At 28.0% G+C, this 23,223-nt stretch carries 11 protein-coding genes and 1 pseudogene; all 12 read left to right on the top strand.

Annotated elements, in window-relative coordinates; genetic code table 11:
* Position 1: 1 nt before the first annotated feature.
* The gene (locus LCI24_RS09965) at positions 2–1,597 is read left to right on the top strand and encodes an MBL fold metallo-hydrolase (protein ID WP_274640252.1); all 1,596 of its coding nucleotides are present in this window, start codon (positions 2–4) and stop codon (positions 1,595–1,597) included.
* Positions 1,598–1,627: 30 nt separating this feature from the next.
* The gene (locus LCI24_RS09960) at positions 1,628–4,969 is read left to right on the top strand and encodes a non-ribosomal peptide synthetase (RefSeq protein WP_274640251.1); all 3,342 of its coding nucleotides are present in this window, start codon (positions 1,628–1,630) and stop codon (positions 4,967–4,969) included.
* 76 nt (positions 4,970–5,045) lie between these two features.
* Positions 5,046–6,368 (top strand): condensation domain-containing protein, encoded by a 1,323-nt coding sequence (locus LCI24_RS09955; protein ID WP_274640250.1) that lies wholly within the window; start codon positions 5,046–5,048, stop codon positions 6,366–6,368.
* Positions 6,369–6,410: 42 nt separating this feature from the next.
* Positions 6,411–8,891 carry a TonB-dependent receptor gene (locus LCI24_RS09950; RefSeq protein ID WP_274640249.1) on the top strand — a complete coding sequence of 827 codons (2,481 nt, stop codon included), beginning with the start codon at positions 6,411–6,413 and terminating at the stop codon, positions 8,889–8,891.
* 12 nt (positions 8,892–8,903) lie between these two features.
* Positions 8,904–9,641, top strand: a complete 738-nt coding sequence (locus LCI24_RS09945) for a thioesterase II family protein (RefSeq protein ID WP_274640248.1) — start codon at positions 8,904–8,906, stop codon at positions 9,639–9,641.
* A 252-nt stretch (positions 9,642–9,893) separates the two neighbouring features.
* Entirely contained in the window at positions 9,894–11,531 is a 1,638-nt protein-coding gene (locus LCI24_RS09940) for a cyclic peptide export ABC transporter (RefSeq protein WP_274640247.1), read from the top strand.
* 61 nt (positions 11,532–11,592) lie between these two features.
* Entirely contained in the window at positions 11,593–16,029 is a 4,437-nt protein-coding gene (locus LCI24_RS09935) for an amino acid adenylation domain-containing protein (protein ID WP_274640246.1), read from the top strand.
* 8 nt (positions 16,030–16,037) lie between these two features.
* Positions 16,038–17,975: an alpha/beta fold hydrolase gene (locus tag LCI24_RS09930; RefSeq protein WP_274640245.1), complete on the top strand. Its 1,938-nt coding sequence runs from the start codon at positions 16,038–16,040 to the stop codon at positions 17,973–17,975.
* 22 nt (positions 17,976–17,997) lie between these two features.
* Positions 17,998–19,359, top strand: a complete 1,362-nt coding sequence (locus tag LCI24_RS09925) for a hypothetical protein (RefSeq protein ID WP_274640244.1) — start codon at positions 17,998–18,000, stop codon at positions 19,357–19,359.
* 30 nt (positions 19,360–19,389) lie between these two features.
* Entirely contained in the window at positions 19,390–20,766 is a 1,377-nt protein-coding gene (locus LCI24_RS09920; RefSeq protein ID WP_274640243.1) for a hypothetical protein, read from the top strand.
* Between the two features lie 32 nt (positions 20,767–20,798).
* Positions 20,799–22,172 carry a hypothetical protein gene (locus LCI24_RS09915; protein ID WP_274640242.1) on the top strand — a complete coding sequence of 458 codons (1,374 nt, stop codon included), beginning with the start codon at positions 20,799–20,801 and terminating at the stop codon, positions 22,170–22,172.
* A gap of 451 nt (positions 22,173–22,623) precedes the next feature.
* Positions 22,624–23,223 (top strand): annotated as a pseudogene (locus tag LCI24_RS09910) (hypothetical protein); the annotation flags it as partial.

The raw sequence follows: 23,223 nt of genomic DNA, 5'->3' as shown, positions 1-23,223 counted from the left end.
AATGAATACTAAATATTATTTAAAGTCAAATGTAGCAATTGAAGCTCTTATAGACAGATGGTACGCTTGGTCACATTTAATGTATCCTCCTACAGCAGGGTTAAACATTAAAGAAAGACATTTAAAAATAATGGAATCATACATAAAAAACCCAAGAATTCATGCAGCAGCAGTAAAAAAACCTGAAATGTTGGGAGGTCCATTTATAGATTACGATGGAGGTAGAGTAGGAGAAATAGAAGAGTTGTATGAAGAAACATTAAGTAAAAGAGCTAGCCTTTTAGAGCTTAACACTGCATTTGAAGAATTAAATGAAATGCTAAAAAATGAAGCGATAGGTTATTCTTTAGACCCGTTGTATGAAAAGGTTCCAGATCTATTAAAAGGATATGTTGAGTTGTATTATGATTTAAATAATAGAGCAAATTTTAGAATCTATGAATCTCTTTTTTATAGTAGTGAATATTATGATGAAAGTACACAATCTATTTCTCTTCAGTTGGTAGAATCTGATAATGCTAGATCTTTCGTTTTAAGTACTCCAAGACTAGACGACGAAAATTTAATTCATCTTCAAATAGCATTTAAAGAGAAGGTTATAGATGAACTTTTTAAGATGAAGAAAATACCTGGAGACTATAATTATATAAAAAATGCTTTAGGAATAAAACCAGAACAAGAAGAACTTTTTAAAAGTTTTTTTACAACGGAACCTCCTAAAAACTTCAAAAAATATACCGGTTCAGGAATTCGAACTAGATATTTTGGACATGCAAGTGTTTTAGTAGAAACTAATGAAATCTCGATTTTAGTTGATCCAGTTATTAGTTATGATGGTTACGAAACAGACATAAGCAGGTATACAGTTAATGATTTGCCAGAAATGATAGACTATGTACTTATCACTCACAACCATCAAGACCATATTTTATTTGAAACTTTATTACAATTAAGACATAGAATAAAAAATATAGTCGTTCCGAGTGGAAGTAAAGGAAATATTCAAGACCCTAGTTTAAGATTAATGTTAAATAAGATAGGCTTTTTTAATGTTATTGAGTTAGATGAAATGGAGTCTATAGAGTTAGATAGGTGTAGTATTACAGGTTTACCTTTTTTAGGAGAACATTGTGATTTAGATATCAGAAGTAAACTTTGTTTTCACGTTGGTCTTCATAATAATTTTAATGTTCTTTTTGTAGCAGATTCATGTAATATTGAACCAAAAATATATGAAAGAGTTCAAAAAGTTATCGGTAATGTAGATGTATTGTTTTTAGGAATGGAGTGTGACGGAGCGCCTTTATCATGGGTATATGGCCCCTTATTATATGACAAATTAGAAAGAGATAAAGATCTTTCTAGGCGTTTGGCAGGAAGTGATTATGAACAAGGTATGTCATTAATAAACATATTTAACCCTAAGAATGTTTTTGTTTATGCTATGGGATTAGAACCGTGGCTTGAATTTATAAGCTCTATTAGGTATACAGATGAATCTAGACCAATAAAAGAATCAAACAAACTCGTGGCTAAGTGTATTGAAATGGGGAAAGATGCTGAAAGATTGTTTGGAGAAAAAACAATAGAATACTAATAACCTATTTCAATTAAATACATAGATATTATGGAAACAGCAAAAAAAATAATCTCTGAATTAAGAGAAGAGAAAATTCATTTAAAGTTAAACGCTGATGATACAATAGAAATAGCTTCATATGATAAAGGTTTAACTCCAGAGTTAATAGAAAAAATAAAAACAAATAAACAAGTTTTAGTTGAGTTTTTGAAAAGTAAAAACTCTGGTTTTAGTAAGATTCAAAAAATCTCAGAATCGGAGAAGTATGAACTGTCGTCAGCTCAAATGAGGCTCTGGGTAATTGATCGTTTTGAAGGTAAAACATCCGCATTCAATATGCCTTTTCACATGCCTTTAAATGAAAAAATAGATATAACGAATTTTAATAAAGCTATTCTTTCAGTAATAGAAAGACATGAAATTTTAAGAACAGTTTTTCAAGAAGATGAAGATGGGAAGGTATGGCAAAAAATAATTCCAGTCCAAGGTTTAAATTTTTCTGTGGATTATAAAGACTTTAGAGGAAGTGGTTCTCCTCAAAAAGAAGTTGAAGACTATATAAAAAATGATTCAATTTTACCTTTTGATTTAGAAAAAGGTCCTTTGCTAAGAATATCGTTGCTTCAAACATTTGATGAATATTTTGAACTGTATTATAATATGCATCATATAATAAGTGATGGATGGTCTTTACTAGTTTTATCTAAAGACGTTTTAGCGTTTTATAACAGCTACAAAAATAACGTTAAAGCAGAGTTAGAACCTCTAGAGATTCAGTATAAAGATTACGCTGCATGGCAATTAGATAAGTTAAGTAACGATGAAACTGAAAAAGCAAAGACATATTGGTTAAATAAACTTTCTGGAGATATCCCTATACTTGATTTGCCTACAGATAAAGATCGTCCTAAATCTAAGACATATAAAGGGAATAGTTTAGAGGCATATATAAGCCCAAAAGTAACCAGAGAAATAAAAGAAATAACTCAAAAACAAGGAGGAAGCTTGTTTATGGGGATTGTAGCAGCTTTGAAGATATTACTATATAAATATACATCTGAAAAAGATATTACTATTGGAACACCTGTACATGGTAGGGATAGAACTGAATTAGAAAACCAAATTGGTTTCTATTTAAATATTCTACCATTAAGAAATCAAGTAATTCCAGATGAAACTTTCGAAGAATTTTTAGACAGAATAAAACAAACAACTCTAGAGGCTTATAAATATCAAGCATATCCATTTGATCGCTTAGTTCAGGATTTAAATGTGAGTTATGATATGAGTCGTAGTCCAATTTTTGATATCTCAGTAACTTATAACAATATTACTTCAAACTTAGATACGGTAAGCGAAAGTGAGTTAGATGAAATTAAAGTATTGGGAGATAGTCAATGTAAAAATGACTTAGAGTTGCACTTTCAAGAAGTTGATGGTTGTATTTCTTTTGGAGTAAATTATAACTCAGATGTTTATGAACAGGATATTATTATGAACTTTATGAATCATTTTAAAAATATCCTAAGTAATATCTCAAATAATCCTTCTATAAAAACAAAAGATGTAGAATATTTGTCTAAAAATGAAACTGAAAAACTTCTAAGTGCTTTTAATAGCAATGAAATAGATGTAGACACATCTAAGACAGTTTTAACATTGTTTAGTGAGTTTTCATCAGTAAACCCGGACAAAAGGGCGATTCAATTCAAGGATAAAAGTTTATCATATAAAGAACTTGATTTAGCATCAAATAAAGTAGCAAACTTTTTAAAAGAAGAATTTAATATTAAGCCAAACGATATTGTTGGAATTCAACTTGATCGTAATGAGTGGATGATAATTGCAATTTTAGGAGTGATGAAATCAGGAGCAGCATATGTTCCCATAAATCCAATGTTGCCTACATCTCGAAAGAAACATATTGTAAAAGAAACAAATTCAAAAGTACTAATTACTGAAGCAAATTATATTTTTGAATTAGATTTTTTTGATGGAAATGTTTTTGCAATTGATGTTGAGTTTGATTCATTAGAAAATGATGAAGCTATTGTAGAAGAGAGCTCAGATAGTGATTTAGCTTATGTTATTTATACATCTGGGTCAACAGGAGACCCCAAAGGAGTTATGGTATCTCATAGCAGTTTATTAAATTCTATAATATCTCGAAATGAATTTTATACAAGTATAGATTCAATACTTGCCATAACCCCATTTTCATTTGATGCTTCAATTGGATTATATTGGAATGCTTTAACTACAGGGGCAGTATACCATATTTTAGATGAGAGGAGTTTAAAGAACCCAGATTTTATTGTAAAGTATTTAATAGAAAATAGAATTAAATGTTTATGCAATCCGCCTTCGCTTTATCAACTTATTATAAAAGAAGAATCTTACACAAATATAAATTTGGAAAGAGTTATTCTAGGAGGAGAGGTAATTCATACTAATTTGGTCGATAAGCATTTTGAAATAATTCCTGAATGTAGAATGTTTAATGAATATGGACCAAGTGAAAATACTATTTGGACAACAGTAAAAGAAATTACAAAAGGAGGAAGTGTAAATATTGGTAAGCCAATACATAATAACTATATCTATATTTTAGATAAGGAAAAAAAATTAATACCAATAAAAGGGAAAGGAGAAATTTATGTAGGTGGACAAAATTTAGCTAAAGGATACATCAATAATACAAAATTAACAGAAGAGAAATTTATTGAAAACCCATTCCGAAAAGGAGAGTTAATGTATAGAACTGGAGACTTTGGGAAATGGACAAAAAATGGAGAAATTGAATTCATAGGAAGAGAAGATAACCAAGTAAAAGTAAGAGGTTTTAGAGTTGAATTAGGTGAAATAGAGAGAGAGCTCCAAAAGAAAGAGGAAATTAATGAGTCTAAAGTTTTAGTTTATAAAAATAATGTAAATCAGAATGAACTAATAGCATACTTTGTTGGAGAAAAAGACCAAAGTTTAAAAGAACTAAAAGAGTTTTTGTTGGAAAAATTACCTGAATATATGATTCCAGATAAATACGTTAAACTGGATAAATTTCCACTAACAAGAAACGGTAAAATTGACAGTAAAAAATTATTAGAACTAAAAGGTAATTTAATTTTAAGTGGAGTTGAGTACATTGCACCAGAAACAGAAAAAGAAAAATTGTTAGAAGAGGTCATTAAAAATATTTTGGGAGTCGAAAAAGTTAGTATGGAGGACGATTTTTTCTTTTTAGGAGGAAACTCTTTGAAGTTAATCGAACTTATATCAAAATTAAAACAATTAGGATTTAATTTAAATATAGCAGAAGTAGTTAAAAAACCAAAAGTAAAGCAAATAGCTAGTCTTTTAGAGGAAGTTGTTGTCGAGGAAAATATAATTTAAAAAATATAGGCATTAAACATATAAAGTCAATCCTTGTTTTGGAAACGAGTTGATTAATGCAGAAAATAGTTGAAGAATGATTGAAAATAAAAAAGAAAGCAAAACTACTTTTCAAAACGATTTGAATATTGGGGATATATTTTCTATTTCTGAAAATCAAAAGTCCTTATTAAAAGATTTAAAGGCAGTTTCTATTTTATCACCTACAAGAGTACCATATTTCAATAAAGAGGAATTAGAAATTAAAATACGTGAATTCCTAGCTGTTTACCCTGAATTGTGTGTAAAGTATATAAATAAAGAGGGAGAAATAAAACAACAATTTGTAGGAGCTGAAAAGGTTTTATTAAACATAAGTTATAAAAAAATAGACAAAGAGATTGATGAGCAAAAATTAATCTCAGAAGGGACTTCTTTTTTGAAAAGAGATTGTGATTTTTTTAAGGGGGAGCTAATACGGGTTATTATTTATGATGATGTACGTAAAAAGGATGAGTTAGTTATTGTTTTAGGAATTCATTATTCTCTAATAGATATGCAAACGAATATGATGTTAAGTAAAAACCTTTTTACATTCTTCAACAATCAAAAATATGATCAAAATTATATATCAAGTTTATTTTTTGCTGAGTGGCAAAAAAAGTACCTCGAAACAGAAAAAGCAAAAGAAAAAAAGCAGTTTTGGATTGACTTAGTAAAGAAGGCTAATTTAACTAAAGACAAGAATCATGATTTTGAAAGTCAACAAACATTTGTTTCTCAAAAATTAATAATAAAGGGAAGTGATTTTGAAAATATGAGGTTTTTAGTAAGAGAAGTTAACTTACCCTTAACAGGAATTTTAATGACATTACATCAAAGAATGTTGAACATAGCTTTTCCTAACAATAGAGGAATACAATTGATAAGGGTAGACGGACGAGAACAAGTTTTTGATGATTTTGATATTAAAAAAGTACTTGGAATGGTAGCCAATTCATTACCAATACCAATAGTAAAAGAAAATAAGATGTCACAAAGCTTAATTTTTGACGTATATATAGCATATTGTAATGCAAGATTAAATCAAGATATTCCTTATGAAGTAATTAAGAATGAAATTTTGTTAAAAGACAAAGTAAATATAGATAATCACATTTTAGGACTTTATAATTATATATCACTTGAGCATATAAAAAGAGAGTATGAGAAAGAAACGTTTTTAGGTAATAAGCTGTTTTATGAAAAAAAGAAACAACTGAATCAAGAAAAACCAATAAACCTTTACAATATCTTATATGAAAATTCTCTTGAGGTTGAAATGACTTGTAGATTAGATGTTTATGAGAAAAATAAGAGTTTACTTAATTTAAAGTATTTGATATCAAACGAATTAATCAATGCCATACAAAAGGATTAATAATTATTTAAACTATAAACTAAAAATTAACTTAAAAATCTTATGATTAACCTGAAAAACAAATTACATAAAGCAGTTGTTTTATGTATGTATATAATACCAATTGTAGTTTTTTCACAAAATAAAATAAAAGAAAAAGATGAAGTAAAGACCATATCAAACTCCAATGTTATTTTTTTACAAAAAAAAATAAAAGGAAAAGCAAAAGATGAAGTGGGAGCTGTACCATATGCCAATGTTGTTTTGATAAATGGTAAAGATGAAATTATAGCAGGAAGCGTTACCTCTGAAGATGGTAGTTTTGAAATAGAAGCGAATAAAGGAGTGTATGTTTTATCAATAACTTATGTTGGGTATAAAGTTTATAAACAACAATTAGAATTATTAGAAAATATGGAGTTACAACCAATTTTTTTAGAGGAAGAAAAAACCGAATTAGGAGAAGTAACAGTTGTAGCTAAAAGAAAATTGATTAGGAGAAAAACTGATAGATTAGTATATAATATTGAAAGTAATATAGCAGCAGCAGGTGGTGATGCTTTAGATGCTTTAAAGATAGCACCAGGAGTGACAGTCAATGGAAGTAATATTTCAATTATAGGAAAAAGTAATATGAGAGTGATGATTGATGGAAGAATCATTCAACTCTCTGGTGAAGCTTTAATGAGTTTTATATCATCTATACCCACAGATGATATAAAAGAAATCGAAATAATTACCAATCCACCAGCTAAGTATGAAGCTGAAGGGAATAGTGGCTTGATTAACATTATTTACAAGAAAGGAAGAAAAAATTCTTGGAATAACAGAACATCATTAACTTATTTTCAGTCTTTTTTACCACGATTTACTTTGAGAAATAATTTCACTTACCAAAAAGACAAATTAAGTTTGATTTTAAGTCTGAGTGGCGCTAAAGGAAATACAATTATTGATAGAGAAGGAAAAATATTTTATTCTTCAGGACCTTGGGTAATTTCAAGAAGAGATAAATGGAACAATGAAAATTTATCAGGTAGATTGATGCTTGATTACGACGTAAGTAAAAATTCTACAATTGGTTTTCAGTATTTAGGTAATCTAAGTAATCCAGATCTAAGTCAAACAACCTCCTCGAAAACCAAGATCTTTAATAATGCAATGGTAGTTGACTCTTTATTAAATAATAAAGGTAGAAGTAAACAAGAAAAGTATAATCATTCATTAAACGTACATTTTAAGACGAAAATTGATGAAAAAGGAAAAAACTTATCTACAGATTTAGATTATTTCACATACAATTCTGATAATGATAGAAATGTAAATACAAAGAGTTTTACCAATGATGGAGATTTCTTAAATAATATTTTTTCAAACAAGAATGTTTCTAATCAAAAAATTGAAAATTTTAGTGTAAAGCTAGATATGGAGTATCCTTTAAAAGCATTCAATTTATCTTATGGGGTTAAAGCTAGTTTTACTAAAAGTGAGTATAAAACAGATAATTTTAATACTTTATCAGGAACACCAGAATTAATTGTAAATGATTCTGATGATTTTGAATATACAGAGAATAATCAAGCAGTATATATCAATGGTTCTAAAAAGTTTAATGAAAAATGGAATGGACAGTTAGGATTGAGAATGGAAAACACTCAAACTAAAGGAATATCAAACGTGCTAAATCAGACAAATACTAATGATTATCTTAGGGTTTTTCCTACTTTATATATTAGTTATAAAATGAATGAGAAAAACAATTTTTCTTTTAACTATGGAAGGAGAATAAGCAGACCTTTATATTATCAATTAAATCCAGCGAGAACATATATTAGTAATGTGAATTTTATAGAAGGGAATCCTCAATTAAAACCTTCATTTACTGATAATTTAGAATTTATTCATACTTATAAAAGTAATTGGATTACAACTTTATTTTTTAGTGTAGAGAATGACGGATTTGGAGAAATAGCTGATATTGATGATACTACTAATGAGCAATTTTTTAAGCATCAGAATTTCTATACCCATTACAATTATGGAATATCTGAATATTACACTTTTGATAAGCTCTCATGGTGGGAAAGTCAAAATAGTGTATACTTAATAGGGAATAAAACAAATTTATCCATTTCAGATGGAATTATAGCGAAGCCCCAAAATGGATTTAGATTTTATGGATCAACAAATAATACCTTCACTTTAAATTCTAAAAGGACAATAAAAGCTCAAATAAATTATTGGTATAGTTCAGCATTCAAGAATAATCTATTTGAATATAGTGAGAGTCATGAGTTAGATTTAGCACTAAAGTTTAATATCTCAAAAAATAGTTGGCAATTATCAATGGGAGTTTATGATATATTTAATACAAGCCCTAGAAAATCGACTTCTTTTACTAATAATATTAAACAAACCCAAAAGATGTTTCCAAGTAACAGAAATTTTAGAGCGACATTGACTTACAATTTCGGAAATAAAAAAGTAAGAGTAAATCAAAGAAATTTTGGTAATGAAGAAGAAAAAGGAAGGGCTGGAAATTAAAAAATAAAAACAATGGAGAATAAGATAATAAAGGTTTTTCTCCTGCATTTTGCAGGAGGAAGTTCGTACTCGTTTGATTTTTTGAAACCATTTTTGCCTAATTGTTTTGAATTTATTCCTTTAGAACTACCAGGAAGGGGAAAAAGAATTGGAGAAGAGTTAATCAAAAATAAAGAGGTAGCTATAGAGGATTATGTGAAACAAATTAAGCTTTTACACGAAGGTGTACCGTTTATAATTTTTGGTCACAGTATGGGAGCAGATTTAGGTTTTTATGTAACAAAAGAATTAGAAAAAAGTTTCCTGTTTCCTGAATATTTATTTGTATCAGGGAACCCCGGTCCTCAAAAAGAAGCTCATGATTTGAAAAATCAAAAATCAAAAAAAACTCGATATAAATTAAGTGATGATGATTTAAAAGAAGAGTTAAGAAAAATAGGAGGAATGCCAGAGGAAGTCCTTCAAGATGACGATATTTTTGATTTTTTTAAACCCATTATTAGAGCAGACTTTCAAGTTCTAGAAGATGAAAATACACTATCAAAAGATATAGTGATTAAAAGCCCTATCCATGCTTTAATGGGAGATGAAGAGGAACATGCGTCCAGAATTGATAACTGGAAAAATTATACATCATCAAATTTTAATTGTTCTTTGTTTAAAGGGAATCATTTTTTTATATATGATTATCCAGAAAAAATTTCAGTAATAATTAAAAAAGCTTTAAGTAACGTTTTTATTATCAGCTAGTAACTTAGATTATAGATTTAAGTATAATCAATCACCATCTACTAAAAACCATAGTTATTTCTCTATAACTTTTTTCAAAAAATGTAGGAAACTACAGTACACTTGAAACTTTTTTGTTTAAAAATTATTAAAATAAAAACATAAATGATTCAAGTAGGATGCATCATTAAAATAAATAAAAGGAATTATAAAATCATTTAAGTGGTATAGTATCACGTATCACTTTTTTACCTAAAAATTAAAAAGAATAGAATGTTAAAACTTAAACCAAAAAATATCATTTTTTTGATATTATATGCTTTGCCTAATACAATATTAAGCTTTGGAATTGTTTATATAATAAACAATGTATTAGCAGGGAAAGAAGATTTTTTACATGATTACATGGGGATTGTTTTCCTATCTCTTGTAATTTATACTTACCTATTAAATGTGGTATATCAAAAATGGCTAAACAAATTTTCTTTCAATTTACTTTATGCTAATGAAAAGAAAGTTTTTGATCATATAATAAAAGCGCCTTTACTCAAATTAGAAAAGTTTGGATCAAAACGTTTTTTTACTGTTGTTGAAGACTTAAGAACATTTGCAATGCTACCTTACACAATAACTCATACAATCAATTCATTATTAATGCTGGTATTGTGTTTAGTTTATATGTTCACACTATCTATAGTTTCAGCATTAATAGTTATCGGATTAATTATAGTTGTGGCAGCTTGTTATTTTATAGTAATGAATTCAATGTCTAAAAAAGTAGCTGCTTTAAGAGAGTATAATGAACATTATTATCAATATGTAGACGATGTAATGAAAGGATTTAAAGAACTTAAACTAAGTTTTTTTAGAAGAAAAAACTTAATGAATAGGTTTTTAATTCCAAATAGAAATGAAGCTAGAGACTTAGATTTTCGAATTAATTACATCTTTTTGTCTATTAATTTAATAAGTCAGTATGGGTTATATTTTGTAATAGCTGCTATTTTGTTTGTTCTCCCAGAGTTTGGTTTACTAAATAGAGATGATGTAATTTCATATGTTGTTATAATCTTATTTATATCGGGTCCTATAAATAACCTAATTAATTTACAACAAATGTATACACGCTTTTTAGTTGCTAATTCAAGAATTAAAAAGTTTATGCAAGATTTTGCTGTAGTGAAAAAGGAAGAGAACAATATTCAAATAATGCCAAATAATGATTTTAAATCTGTAAAACTCAATGATATCTCATTTTCTTATAATGATGAAAAAAGTGACTCAACATTCTCTTTAGGTCCCATTAATATGGAAATAAATAAAGGAGAAACTATATTTATTGTAGGAGGTAATGGTTCAGGTAAAAGTACATTTATAAATGTTTTAACAGGATTGTATAACTCAACAGAAGGAGAAATATATTTGAATGACTCTAAAGAGTTAGGAGGAAAAGAAAAATTACAAAATATGATAGCGGCTGTTTTTACAGATAATCATATTTTTTCACATAATTACGAGGATTATGAGATAGAGAATAATGAGGAGTATCTTAGCTTGTTAGAAACAATGAAGTTAGATAAAGTCATTGAAGATGATAAAGATGCGTCAGCTAGAAGACAGTTCTCAAAAGGGCAGAGTAAAAGAATGTCTTTAATATTTGCTATCCTAGAAAAAAAGCCAATTTTGGTTCTTGATGAATGGGCTGCCGATCAAGATCCTCATTTTAGAAAATTCTTTTATGAAGAATTAATTCCAAGGTTAAAAGATTCTGGAAAAACAATCATTGCTGTTACACACGATGACGCATATTTTCAACAAGCTGATAGAATTATTAAGTTTGATTATGGAAAAATAGTGAAAGACGTTACAGTCAATAAAGAAGCTATGTTGACAGAAAATCTCTGGGCTTAATAAAGTATTATTTGCCAAGAAATATCACATTAATTTATCACAACTTATTTCTAAATTAAAAATGAAATTGACACTTCCACAACAAGATGTCTATTTTGAGCAATTGTTATATACAAATGACCCTATATATAACATAGGAGCTAAAATAGTCATTGACGGACCAATTATATATGAGATTTTAAATGGAGCATATAAAGGGCTTATAAATCAACATGATGCTTTTAGGACTAGAATTTTTGCTAATGAAGATCAAGTGTTTTTTGAAATACAAGAAGGTTTTGAAGAAGATTTGAAGTTTCTTGATTTTTCCTATATGGTGAATGCAAATGAAGAAGCTATTAGTTATATGGATAATTCATTTGCAATAAGTTTTGATTTAACAAAAAATGAATTATTACATGAGTTTGTTTTAATTAAAGTTTCAGATACATTTTATTATTTGTTTTCAAAGTATCATCACATAATTACTGATGGTTGGGGAACATCTTTAATGTTTCAAAGACTGGTTAAAAATTATAATGAGCTATTAGATAGTAACCAGCTTCTTTCAAGTTACCCATATTCATATACAAATTTTGTAAATGATGATAGATTATATGAAAATTCTGAAGACTTTAAAAAAGACGAAAGCTATTGGGTAGATAGATTTAAAACATTACCCAAGCGTTTTTTAGAAAAGAATAAAATAAATAAAGGATTGAATGAGAGTAAGAGGCAGGATTTATATATAAAAAGGGAAGTATATTCAAAATTAGAAAAGATAGCAGAGTCTAGTAACTGTTCTACTTTCCATGTAATCTTAGGGGTGTTTTATCTTTATTTTTCAAAGAAGCATGAAATAAATGATTTTGCAATTGGATTGCCAGTATTGAATAGAGGAAAATCTATGTTTAAAAAAACAGTTGGACTTTTTATGGGAGTTTCAGCTCTAAGAATGAAGATAGATTCAGAATTTACGTTTGAAGAATTAATAAAAGAAATTAAATCTCAACTTAGAAAAGATTATAGGCATCAGCGCTTTCCAATGGGGAAAATAATTCAAAAACTAAAGGCTTTTGAAGAAAAGGATAGGATATATAATGTAACACTATCGTATGAAAAACAAAACTATTCAGATCATTTTAGAAATACGAGTACTCGTGTTATTCCAATGACTCATAAATCTGAACGCGTTGCTTTGGCAGTGTACATAAGAGAGTTTGATAAGGATGAAGATGTTAAAATTGATTTTGATTATAACTTAAATTATTTTGATAATTATTCAATATCTCAAGTAGTAAAACATTTTGAAAAACTGATTTATGAAGTAATCGAAAATCCAAAAGGTAAACTATATACCTTTAATTTTTTAACTAATAAAGAAGAGGAGTTGTTAGACTCTTTTAATCAAACAGACATAGGTTATTCTAAGAAACAAACATTCTTATCACTTATAAAAGAGAGAGCAAAAAGATTACCTAATAAAGTAGCAGTTAGAGATGAGTATAACTCATATTCTTTTAAGGATTTAGAGAGGCTATCCGATAAAATAGCAGAATCTATTACTCAACTAAACATAGAAAAATCACCTATAGCTGTTTTGATGCCAAGATCAGCAAAAATGTTGGTAACATTTTTAGGAATTTTGAAGTCTGGGAATTCATACATTCCATTAGATCCAGAATTTCCAGAAAAAAGAATAAATTATATTTTAGAGCATAGTGGTGCGTGTTATGTTTTTGGAACAGAAGGAGTAAAAAAAGAAAATTTAGTACATAGTCATTATATAGATGTAGAAAAATTCTTTATAGGAGAAAATAGTTTAAGAGTTTTTAAATCAAAGAAAGTTATTGATTTGAATGAAACAGCTTATATTATATATACTTCTGGATCAACAGGTAACCCTAAAGGAGTAGAAATAAGTCATAAGTCACTTTTGAATTTCTTAATAAGTATTAGAGATAATCAAAATTTTACTTCAAATGATATTCTCTTTTCAGTAACGACTCAGTCTTTTGATATTTCAATCTTAGAGTTTTATGTGCCATTAATAAGTGGAGCCTCTGTCTATGTTGCTAATAAAAGAATATTAAATGAACCAAAATCTTTAAAAGAAAAAATAAAAGAGGTAGGTACAACGGTAATTCAGGGTACTCCTAGTTTTTATCAGCTTTTATTTAATTCAGGATGGAAAGGTGATAGAAATATAAGGGTATTATGTGGAGGAGATTTATTAAGCAATAAATTAACGAGTAAATTATTAGAAAACTTTTCTGAGGTATGGAATATGTACGGACCAACAGAAACAACGATATGGTCAAGTGCAAAAAAGATAGAAAAAGAAGATGATGCAAACAATATTGGTAAACCAATAAATAATACAAAGTTTTTTATTCTAAATAAAAACTTAGAAAGAGTTTCAATAGGTGCTTTAGGGTCAATATATATAGGAGGAGATGGTCTAGCAAAAGGTTATTATAAAAATAAAGAATTAAGCGAAAAGAAATTTATTAGAAGTCCTTTTAAAGAGGAGGAGAGAATCTATGAAACTGGAGACATAGGTAAATGGAATAAAGAAGGAGAAATACTTTTTCAAGGAAGAAATGATTTTCAAGTTAAGGTTAGAGGCTATCGTATAGAAACAGGAGAAATAGAGTGTAAATTAAATGAGTTAGAAAATGTAAAGGAATCTGCTGTCTTGGCTAAAGAACTAGAAAGCCAAGAATCATATCTAATTGCTTTTGTATCATTAAAAAAAGGAATTACATTAGATACAAAAACTATAAAAGAGAAGCTAAGAGAAACACTACCAGAATATATGATTCCTTCTGTGATAGTAAATGTGGATGAGTTTCCTTTAACACCAAATAAAAAAATAGATAGAAAAAAACTACTGAGTTTAGAAATAGATAATAAAATCACCAAAGAAGATATTGGTACTGAAACTGAAATGACTAATAAATTAAGGGGGTATTTTAGGTTAGTACTTGGGGTGAAAGCAGAAATTAGTTTACAAGAAAGCTTTTTCTCTTTAGGAGGACATTCTATAAATGCTGTCAGGTTAGCCAGTATTATTGAAAAAGAGCTTGATGTGAGTGTTAGCTTGAAAGATATTTTCAAGAATCCTACAATTGAAAAATTGTCTTTATTAATAGAAAATCAAAAGGGAAAAAGAGTAAATAAGATTCCTCTTACTGAAAGGAAAGATAATTACCCGTTAACTTTTCCTCAATATAGCATATGGTTAGCATCTCAAAATGAAGCAATATCTAAAGCATATAATATGAATGCTGTATATGAGGTTTTTGGAGAAATAAATAAGCCTGCTTTAGAGTTTTCATTCAGAAAGTTAATTGAGAAATATGAAATACTCCGAACTAATTTTATTGAAATAGACGGTGAACCAAGACAAAACATAAGTTTAGAAAAGAAACATAAATTTTATCTTGAAGAAAAGGAAATAGTAGAGGAAGAAGTTGACGATTTTATATCAGATTTTGTAAATAGAGAATTTAAATTTGAGAAAGATGTTTTAATTCGCGGGATAATCTTAAATACTCTAGATAAAAAATACTTTATATTTTCTGGTCATCATTTAATACTAGATGGATGGTCTATGGAAGTATTAATAAAGGAAGTATTAAATGATTATAAGTTCAATTTAAAAGGAGTTAATTCTATTCAAGAAAAGCTATCTCTTCAATTTAAAGATTATAGTGTTTGGTATGAAAACATGGAAAATCAAAATACTAAAGAGAGAGAAAATTATTGGAGTAAATATTTGGACGGTTACTCATGGGAATCAATAATTCCTCAAAAAAATGAAATTCAACATGATTTTAATAAAGCTAATGAATTTAGTTTTAAAATCGATTTGAATCTAAAAAAAGAAATTGACAACTATCTAAAAAGAAGAGAGTTAACGTTGCATTCATTTTTAGTAGGGGTGTTTAATATACTTCTCTGTAAATTATATAATCATAAAGAAGTATGTATTGGAGTAGTTAACTCAGGAAGGGGAAAAGCTGAATTAAATAATCAACTAGGTATGTTTGTGAAAACTTTACCACAAAGGACAAGAATTGTGGGTAAAGAAAAATTAGATAGTTTCTTAAAGGAAGTACAAAATGATTTACTGAGAGGAGATACTTATCAAAACTTACCAAAAGTTGTCTATAAAGATTTAAATTTTGAGGTTTTAATAGCTTTACAAGCTCCTTCATTTAATTATAGCAATATAGAAGTTACTCCTACATTAACCTTTAAAGAATATCAAGTACCATCATTTTACACTAGGGTTCCGCTTTTGTTAAATTTTATTCAAGGTGCTGAGGAAACCACAGCAAAATTTGAATATAATGAGTCTATTTATGAAAAAAGTACAATAGAAATACTTGCACTAAGGTACAAAGCACTTATTGTCAATATAGTTAATAATACTGGAACTATGATTGACAAACTAGATACTGATTTAGAATTTGAAAAAGAACCAATAATAGATATAGAATTTAATTTTTAATAAAGAAAATGAACTTACAAAGAACAATAATATTAGCAATAGTTTTTAATCTTCTTTCTGTTACAATAGTAAATGCTCAAAGTATAAGAAAAGAAGAAAGAGAATCACCTTTTCCAAATTCAAAATTTTTAGAAGGAGAAAATATCCAATGGGGAAACCTTATAGTACCAGAGAATTGGGAAAGTTTAAAAGGAGAAGTAAAAATAGCTTACTCTGTTTTAAACAATAAAAAAAGTAAGAATAATTCTGAAGCTGTTATATTTATTCAAGGAGGTCCAGGTGCAAGCGGAACAGAAACCATTTGGCAATGGGTAAACCATCCTATAAGAGAGAATAAAGACATTATTCTTTTTGATATAAGAGGTACAGGACTATCTGAACCAAGACTTTGTCCTGATTTAGGAAAGAAAATACTTGAAATTTTAAGTAAAAACCAAAGAGAGGAAGAGGATGAGAAAGAAAAGATAAACGCAGTAATTTCTTGTAAAACAGACTTAATAAGTAAAGGAATAGATATATTATCATACAATAGTCTAGCGATAGCAAAAGATATGAATGCGCTTAAAACATCTTTAGGATATAAAAAATGGTCTGTTTATGGGGTTTCTTATGGTACTCATGTAGCTCAGGTTTACGCTAGTAATTATCCAAATGATATTGAATCATTGATTCTAGACTCTCCAATTTCCAATATAAGTAGTTATTATGAGAAAAATACTGATGGTTTTATGAGTGGCTTGTTAAAAGTGTTCAAAAAATGTAAAGATGACCCAGCATGTAACTCTAGTTATAAAGATTTAGATACTATGTTTTTTGATGTAATAAAAGATTTAGAAATCAATCCAATTACTGTAAAAGTTGATGCTAAATTTTTAAAATCAGAAGATTTTACATTTAACTCAGAAGATTTTAAAATAGTTATACAACAAGCTCTTTATCATAAACAAATGATTGAGATTATACCATTACTGATTTCTCAGTTTAAAGAAAGAAATAAAAAAGCTTTAAGTAACCTAGTTCCTTCTTTTGCAAGTTTATTGAGTATGGATTATGGAGTATATTATTGCTTTAGTTGTGAAGAGGTTTTACCATTAAATGATTTTTCTAAATTTAATAAAGAATCAAGTAAATATGAAGGATTAGATGGAGGAGTAGCATTCTATGAATCAGATTTTAAGGTATGTGATAAATGGGGAGGGATAAAAAGGGACAGCCTTTTTATGATGAATAATTCTACAAAAAATCTAAAAAGAAATATACCTACGATCATAATATCTGGTGAGTATGACCCAATAACTCCATCTACTAATGGAAGTGAGTTAAATGCAAAATTAACCGAGTCAAAATTTTTAGAAATTCCTACTTATGGTCATTCTGCAAGTTTTACTCAAAAAGGGAGTAAACTAGTTAGTGATTTTTTATCTGATGTGGGAATCAAAAATGATGAAAAACTTTTTTTGGATATAAAACCAGTTTATTTAGTGAATGACATAACTATTAATTCAGGAGTGTTTAAAATGGGGAATAGTTTTAATAACCTAGACCCAGTTTTTTTATCACCACTAGTAATTGCACTTATATTAATGATCTTTTTTATAATTAATTATACTATAAAAATCTTTAAAAAAGAGTATTCAAAAAGAGTAGACAGTATTATTCGTTTTATGGGGGTTTTTACTTCTATAATAGGAATATTATGCTTTGTTTTATTGATGAAAGTAATGAACGAAACAGCGGCAAATAATTATTTTATCTTAGCTTTTGGGCTGCCAAGTAGTTTTGATTATGTATTCACAGCAATTACTATTTTTACCTTTCTTTTGATTCTTTCTTTTGTATATTATTTTCTAAAATTAAAATCGATAAGAGATAGAAGCATTGTTTTTTCCTTACTATTTTCAAATCTTTTGTGTATTGTTTATTTAATGTATTGGGGAATAATATAGTTCAACACTAAAAAATATTATGATGAATAATACAATTTTAAAAGAAAGATATGATTCTTTTACTAGAAATGGAGTAATAAAAGAAAACATAGTAAAAGTAAATAACGATTTAGTCCCAAAGGTTTTTCATAATTATGATGTTCCTATTAGTTCTTGGCCAGTTCTTTTAGATAAAAATGAAATAAAAGGTTTAAACGAACTTTGTAAAGAATTACCGATGTTGTTACAAAAAATACCTGAACTGTATTTTAAAAATGATGTGAAAAAAATTAGCGATTTTTATTTTGAAGGGAATGAAATGTTAGCACAGTTTGCTCTAATGTCATTAGCAAAAAACATAGAAATAAGTTCACGTTTAGACATCATACAAACTCAAAAAGGATTTAAGGTATTAGAAATAAATATGGGATCTTCAATAGGTGGAATGGAGTTCCAAAATTTTGATGAACTTATAAGGAGTTTACATCCGATAATGAAAAAGAAAGATAACGATAATAAAGATTTCGTTATAAGGAAAACTCAATCGATATATATAAATTTTATTATTGAGCAAAGTTTAAAGTTTATTAATACTAAAAATAGTGATATAAATATTTTCCTTGTAGGGTATGGTAAAAGCACAGAAGAAGATAATGAAATTCAACAGTACTTTCAAAAATTATTAGATGAGGAGCTTAAACACAGAAATTTAAAAGGTAAAGTTTTTATAGGTAAAATAAAAGAGCTAAACCTAGTAAAAAGAAAACTTTTTTATGAAGATAAACGTATAGATTCAGTTTTGATATTAAATTATGCGGCCCTTGGAAATTCTCCTAATTTATTTAGAGCTTTTTTAAGCAATCAAGTTTACTTTCCTGACCATTTAGGAACAACAATATTAGGAGATAAAAGAAACCTCAATATTTTAAGAACCTTAGCTCAAAAAAAATATTTTTCCAAAAAAAATAACTCATTAGTTCTAAACTGTATTCCTTGGACAGAATTGGTAAAGGATGAAAATGTATGGTACGACCAAAAAGAAGTTTCACTTACTAACTTATTGAAGAAAAACAAAAACCTCTTTGTAATAAAAGTAGCAAATGAACTCCAAGGAAACAATGTGTTTGTAGGGAAGTTTATGGAACAAAACGATTGGAACAATACAATATTAGAAGCAATTGAAAGTAAAAATTATTTAGTACAAGAGTTTTGTGATTCACAAACAGTTTTTGCTCCTAATGAAGATGATAAATGGGTGCCAAATAGATTAATATTAGGTGCTTATGGGTTTGGAGATGTTTATGGTGGGGTTTGTGCAAGATTATCACAAATTCATAAAAATGAAACAGGGGTGGTAAACGCTGCTTCAGGGGCTATAGGTGGTTTAGTATATGAGTATAATTAGAAAATCAAAACAAGCTTAAAAAATTAGTAAATGAAAGAAGTATATAAAACGAGCTATAAAAACTCTATTTTAGGAGAGTTTCATGAAGAGTTTATAGAAAATGAAAAAGTGTCCTCTCCAAGACTTAACATAAATGAGATAGACAAAGAAGAAATTCCAGATTTGTTTAAAAATTATGATTACGAAGTGTGTTCATGGCCAATAATAATAGATAATCATAAATCAAATCAATTAGAGGAGTTAACGTTTAAAATTCCAAAATTAATATCTAGAATCCCCGAATTATATTTTAAAAATGATATTAAAAATATAGCAGACTATTATTATGAAGGAAATCAAATTATGGCTCAATTAGGGTTAATTTCTCTTCAGATGAATCAAAATTCAAGTATAAGGCTTGATTTAAGTTTACCAAAAACCGATTTTAAAGTGTTAGAAGTAAATGCGGGGTCTTTGTTAGGAGGTTTTGAACTGAGTAGCTTTGAATGTACATTAAGAAGTTTACACCCAGCTTTTTTAAAGTTTTCAAAAGAAAAATTTAAATCTTACAATGTACAGCAGAAATATTTTCAGTTCTTAATTAATGAAGTTCTTAATTATACTAAAGAAAAAAAAGAAGTAAATATTTTTATAGGACTAACAGATAAAGAAGATTCTGTAAGACAAAATGCAATGAAGTTTATTAATGGTTTAGTGCAAAATGAATTTACTGAGCTTAAAATAAAAGGAAAAGCATATACAGGAGATGTTTCAGAGCTAAAAAATGAAAAAGGGGGTGTAACCTATAGAGGAATTCCAATTCATGGAATAACATTATTAGGAAAGAATATTCCTTTAGATAAAACTATATATAGAAGTTTTATACAAAAAAAGGTGTACTTAACAACGCATTTTGGGTATGCAATTTTAGGAGATAAGAGAAGCCTAGTATTACTAAGAAAACTTGCATTACAAAATAAGTTTAGTAAAGAAGATAACAAATTGATTTTAAGATGTATTCCATATACAGAAAACTTAAGTAAAAAAACAACTTTTTTTGAAGGTGAGGAATATGATGTATTAGAACTGGTTAAAGAGCGTAAAAATAACTTTGTAATAAAAGATGCTGTTGGAGCTCAGGGTGATAATGTTTTTATTGGTGAATTTGAGACAGAGAAAAGTTGGCATGAGATAATTAATCTAGGACTCAAGAAAAATTATATTATTCAGGAATATTGTGCCTCAAAAAATTACTTGGCTCCAAATAAAGATAATTTATGGGTAGATCATAAATTAATTTGGGGGGCATTTGGTTTTGGTGAAGAATATGGTGGTGTTTGGGGGAGACTTTCTGAATCAAAAAATGATGTTGGTGTTATTAATTCTGCTAAAGGAGCAGTAGAAGCAATTATTTTCGAATATCAATAGAGGTAAAAGAGTAAAAAATAAATGAAGTAAAAATGACTATAAATAAATCAATCTCAATTTTATCAAGTAAACATAACTCTTTTATAGAAAGTAAAAGAAAGCTAATTGCACCTAGAGTAAATACAGATTTAAAAGAAATTGATCCTGTTTTTCGTGAATATGAATATCCTGTTTGTTCTTGGCCAGTTTTAATTGAGTCGGATGTTGTTCAGAGTTTGGAAGAAATGTGCTTAAAAATACCAAAACTTCTATCACAAGTACCAGAGTTATATTTTAAAAATGATGTATCAAAAATAGCAGAGTTTTATTATGATAAAAATTATATGCTAGCTGAATTTGGCTTGATGTGTTATCAAAAAAAGCTATCGACAAGCTCAAGACTTGATTTAACGAGAACAAGTGATGGATTCAAAATATTAGAAGTAAATATGGGGCCTTCATTAGGAGGTTTCCAAGTTCAGAGTTTTGAAAAAGTAATAAGAAGTCTTCATAATAATTTACTCCAAGATAGTTCTAATAAATATCATTGTAGAAATATTCAAACATCTTATTTTAAGTTTTTAGTAGGAGAAATATTAAAGCATGTATCTGAAATAGACAAAAAGAACGAGATAAATATTTTTGTAGGGATGGATTCGGTAGGAGAAGACTTAACTTTTAATACGATGAATTTTTTTAATAATTTATGGGAAGGAGAAATAAACTCTATTGGTTTAAAAGGTAAAGCAATAACAGGGAATTTAACTGATCTTCAGTATGTAAAAGGAAATATCTTTTATAAAAATAACAGAATTCATGCTCTAACATTATTAAACAGTGATTTACACTTAAAACCAGAAGTATTTAGAGCTTACGTTTTAAATAGTCTATACATAACTTCACCAATTGATATCCAAATGGTAGAAGATAAAAGAAACTTAGCAATATTAAGAAGCTTAGCCGAAGAAAAAGAATTTACAGATGATGAAAATAAACTTATTTTGGACTCAATACCTTATACGGAAATAGTAGAAAATAAAAATGTTTTTTATAAAGGTAAAGAAGTAAATCTTCTTCAATTATTAAAGAAAAACAAAAATAATTTTGTAGTAAAAGACGCCACGGGCTCACAAGGAAAAAATGTTTTTGTAGGAAAGTTTATGACAATAAAAGAATGGGATGAAGCTATAAATTATGCGGTCAAAAATACTAAATATATCGTTCAAGAGTTTTGTGATTCAATTGATTTTATAGCTCCAAACTTCCAGAATGAATGGAGTAAACATAAGCTTGTTTGGGGAGCTTTTGGTTTTGGAGATATTTACGGAGGTGTATGGGTAAGAATGTCTGAAGTAAAAACAGATGTAGGAGTAATTAACTCAGCTAAAGGAGCTGTAGAAGCAATAGTCTTAGAAACAAGTGTTTAAGTTTGTTTAATGATAATCAAGAAGTCTTTGAAAACTAAGTCAGAAAGAATATAATATAATTGTCGCGATCACAATAAGCCTTACTAGTTTTAGTAAGGCTTTTTTGTTGCCTAAAACTTCCTTGTGTTATAAGTATCAAACTATTTAAAAGCCCTAATTATTTTCATGTGTAAAAGAATTGTTTTTTAGGGGGACTTTACCTGATAATTAAGAAGAATAAAAGAGGTATTTACAAAAATCAATTTTTTTTCATTAAATTGTAAAAGGTTAGTATGTTGTAAATCAGTTTGTTTTAGGTGTTTCTTCAAATCTATCGCCTTTTAGCTATGAAGACAGTGCTGATATTAACCCTTTTACTTACTAGATAGAACATCAAAATTTAATTTATTAATAAAATTTAATTAAATGTAATATATGATTACTAAGAAGTCCCACCAAAACAAAAAAACTAATGAAAAAAGTAACAACCCTCGTACTCTTAATTTTAAGTGTAACTATTACTGCACAAGTAGGAATAGGAACCTTGACACCTAATGTATCTGCTCAGTTAGATATCAAGTCAGATAGCAAAGGTTTATTAATTCCCAGATTGAATATTGATAATTTAAGTACAGCTTCACCAGTAAGTAGTGCGACAATTAATGAAAGTTTATTAGTTTATAATACAAATAGTACATCCGGAAAAGGATTTTATTATTGGAATGGAGTGCTATGGGAAAAATTAGTAGACATAACTACAGTGTCGAATCTCATTGCTACACAAGCAGATAATCAACAAATTAAAAATTTCTTCTTAAACAGCTCTAATATTCTTACTCTCGAGTTAGAAAATGCAATTTCAAAGTCTGTTGATTTGTCATCTCTATTAGCAGAGAATGAATTATTAACAGGTAAAGGATCTCCTATTAGTAATTCTATAGACCCAGCTACAGGTATTTTATATGTAGATACCAATTCTGGAGAAATTTATAGTTCAGATGGAAACTCATGGAGCCCAATAGTGTCAACAGGAGTAGACGGAAAATCTGCGTATCAAACATGGTTAGATGCA

Origin of the sequence: Tenacibaculum larymnensis, from assembly GCF_028829235.1 — a bacterium.
Classification (GTDB): Bacteria; Bacteroidota; Bacteroidia; order Flavobacteriales; family Flavobacteriaceae; genus Polaribacter; species Polaribacter larymnensis.
This window is presented reverse-complemented; position numbering and strand designations above follow the sequence as displayed.

Coding starts and splice junctions, on each gene's coding strand:
- LCI24_RS09965 (WP_274640252.1), top strand. CDS start 2: ATGAATACTAAATATTATTTAAAGTCAAATGTAGCAATTGAAGCTCTT.
- LCI24_RS09960 (WP_274640251.1), top strand. CDS start 1,628: ATGGAAACAGCAAAAAAAATAATCTCTGAATTAAGAGAAGAGAAAATT.
- LCI24_RS09955 (WP_274640250.1), top strand. CDS start 5,046: ATGATTGAAAATAAAAAAGAAAGCAAAACTACTTTTCAAAACGATTTG.
- LCI24_RS09950 (WP_274640249.1), top strand. CDS start 6,411: ATGATTAACCTGAAAAACAAATTACATAAAGCAGTTGTTTTATGTATG.
- LCI24_RS09945 (WP_274640248.1), top strand. CDS start 8,904: ATGGAGAATAAGATAATAAAGGTTTTTCTCCTGCATTTTGCAGGAGGA.
- LCI24_RS09940 (WP_274640247.1), top strand. CDS start 9,894: ATGTTAAAACTTAAACCAAAAAATATCATTTTTTTGATATTATATGCT.
- LCI24_RS09935 (WP_274640246.1), top strand. CDS start 11,593: ATGAAATTGACACTTCCACAACAAGATGTCTATTTTGAGCAATTGTTA.
- LCI24_RS09930 (WP_274640245.1), top strand. CDS start 16,038: ATGAACTTACAAAGAACAATAATATTAGCAATAGTTTTTAATCTTCTT.
- LCI24_RS09925 (WP_274640244.1), top strand. CDS start 17,998: ATGAATAATACAATTTTAAAAGAAAGATATGATTCTTTTACTAGAAAT.
- LCI24_RS09920 (WP_274640243.1), top strand. CDS start 19,390: ATGAAAGAAGTATATAAAACGAGCTATAAAAACTCTATTTTAGGAGAG.
- LCI24_RS09915 (WP_274640242.1), top strand. CDS start 20,799: ATGACTATAAATAAATCAATCTCAATTTTATCAAGTAAACATAACTCT.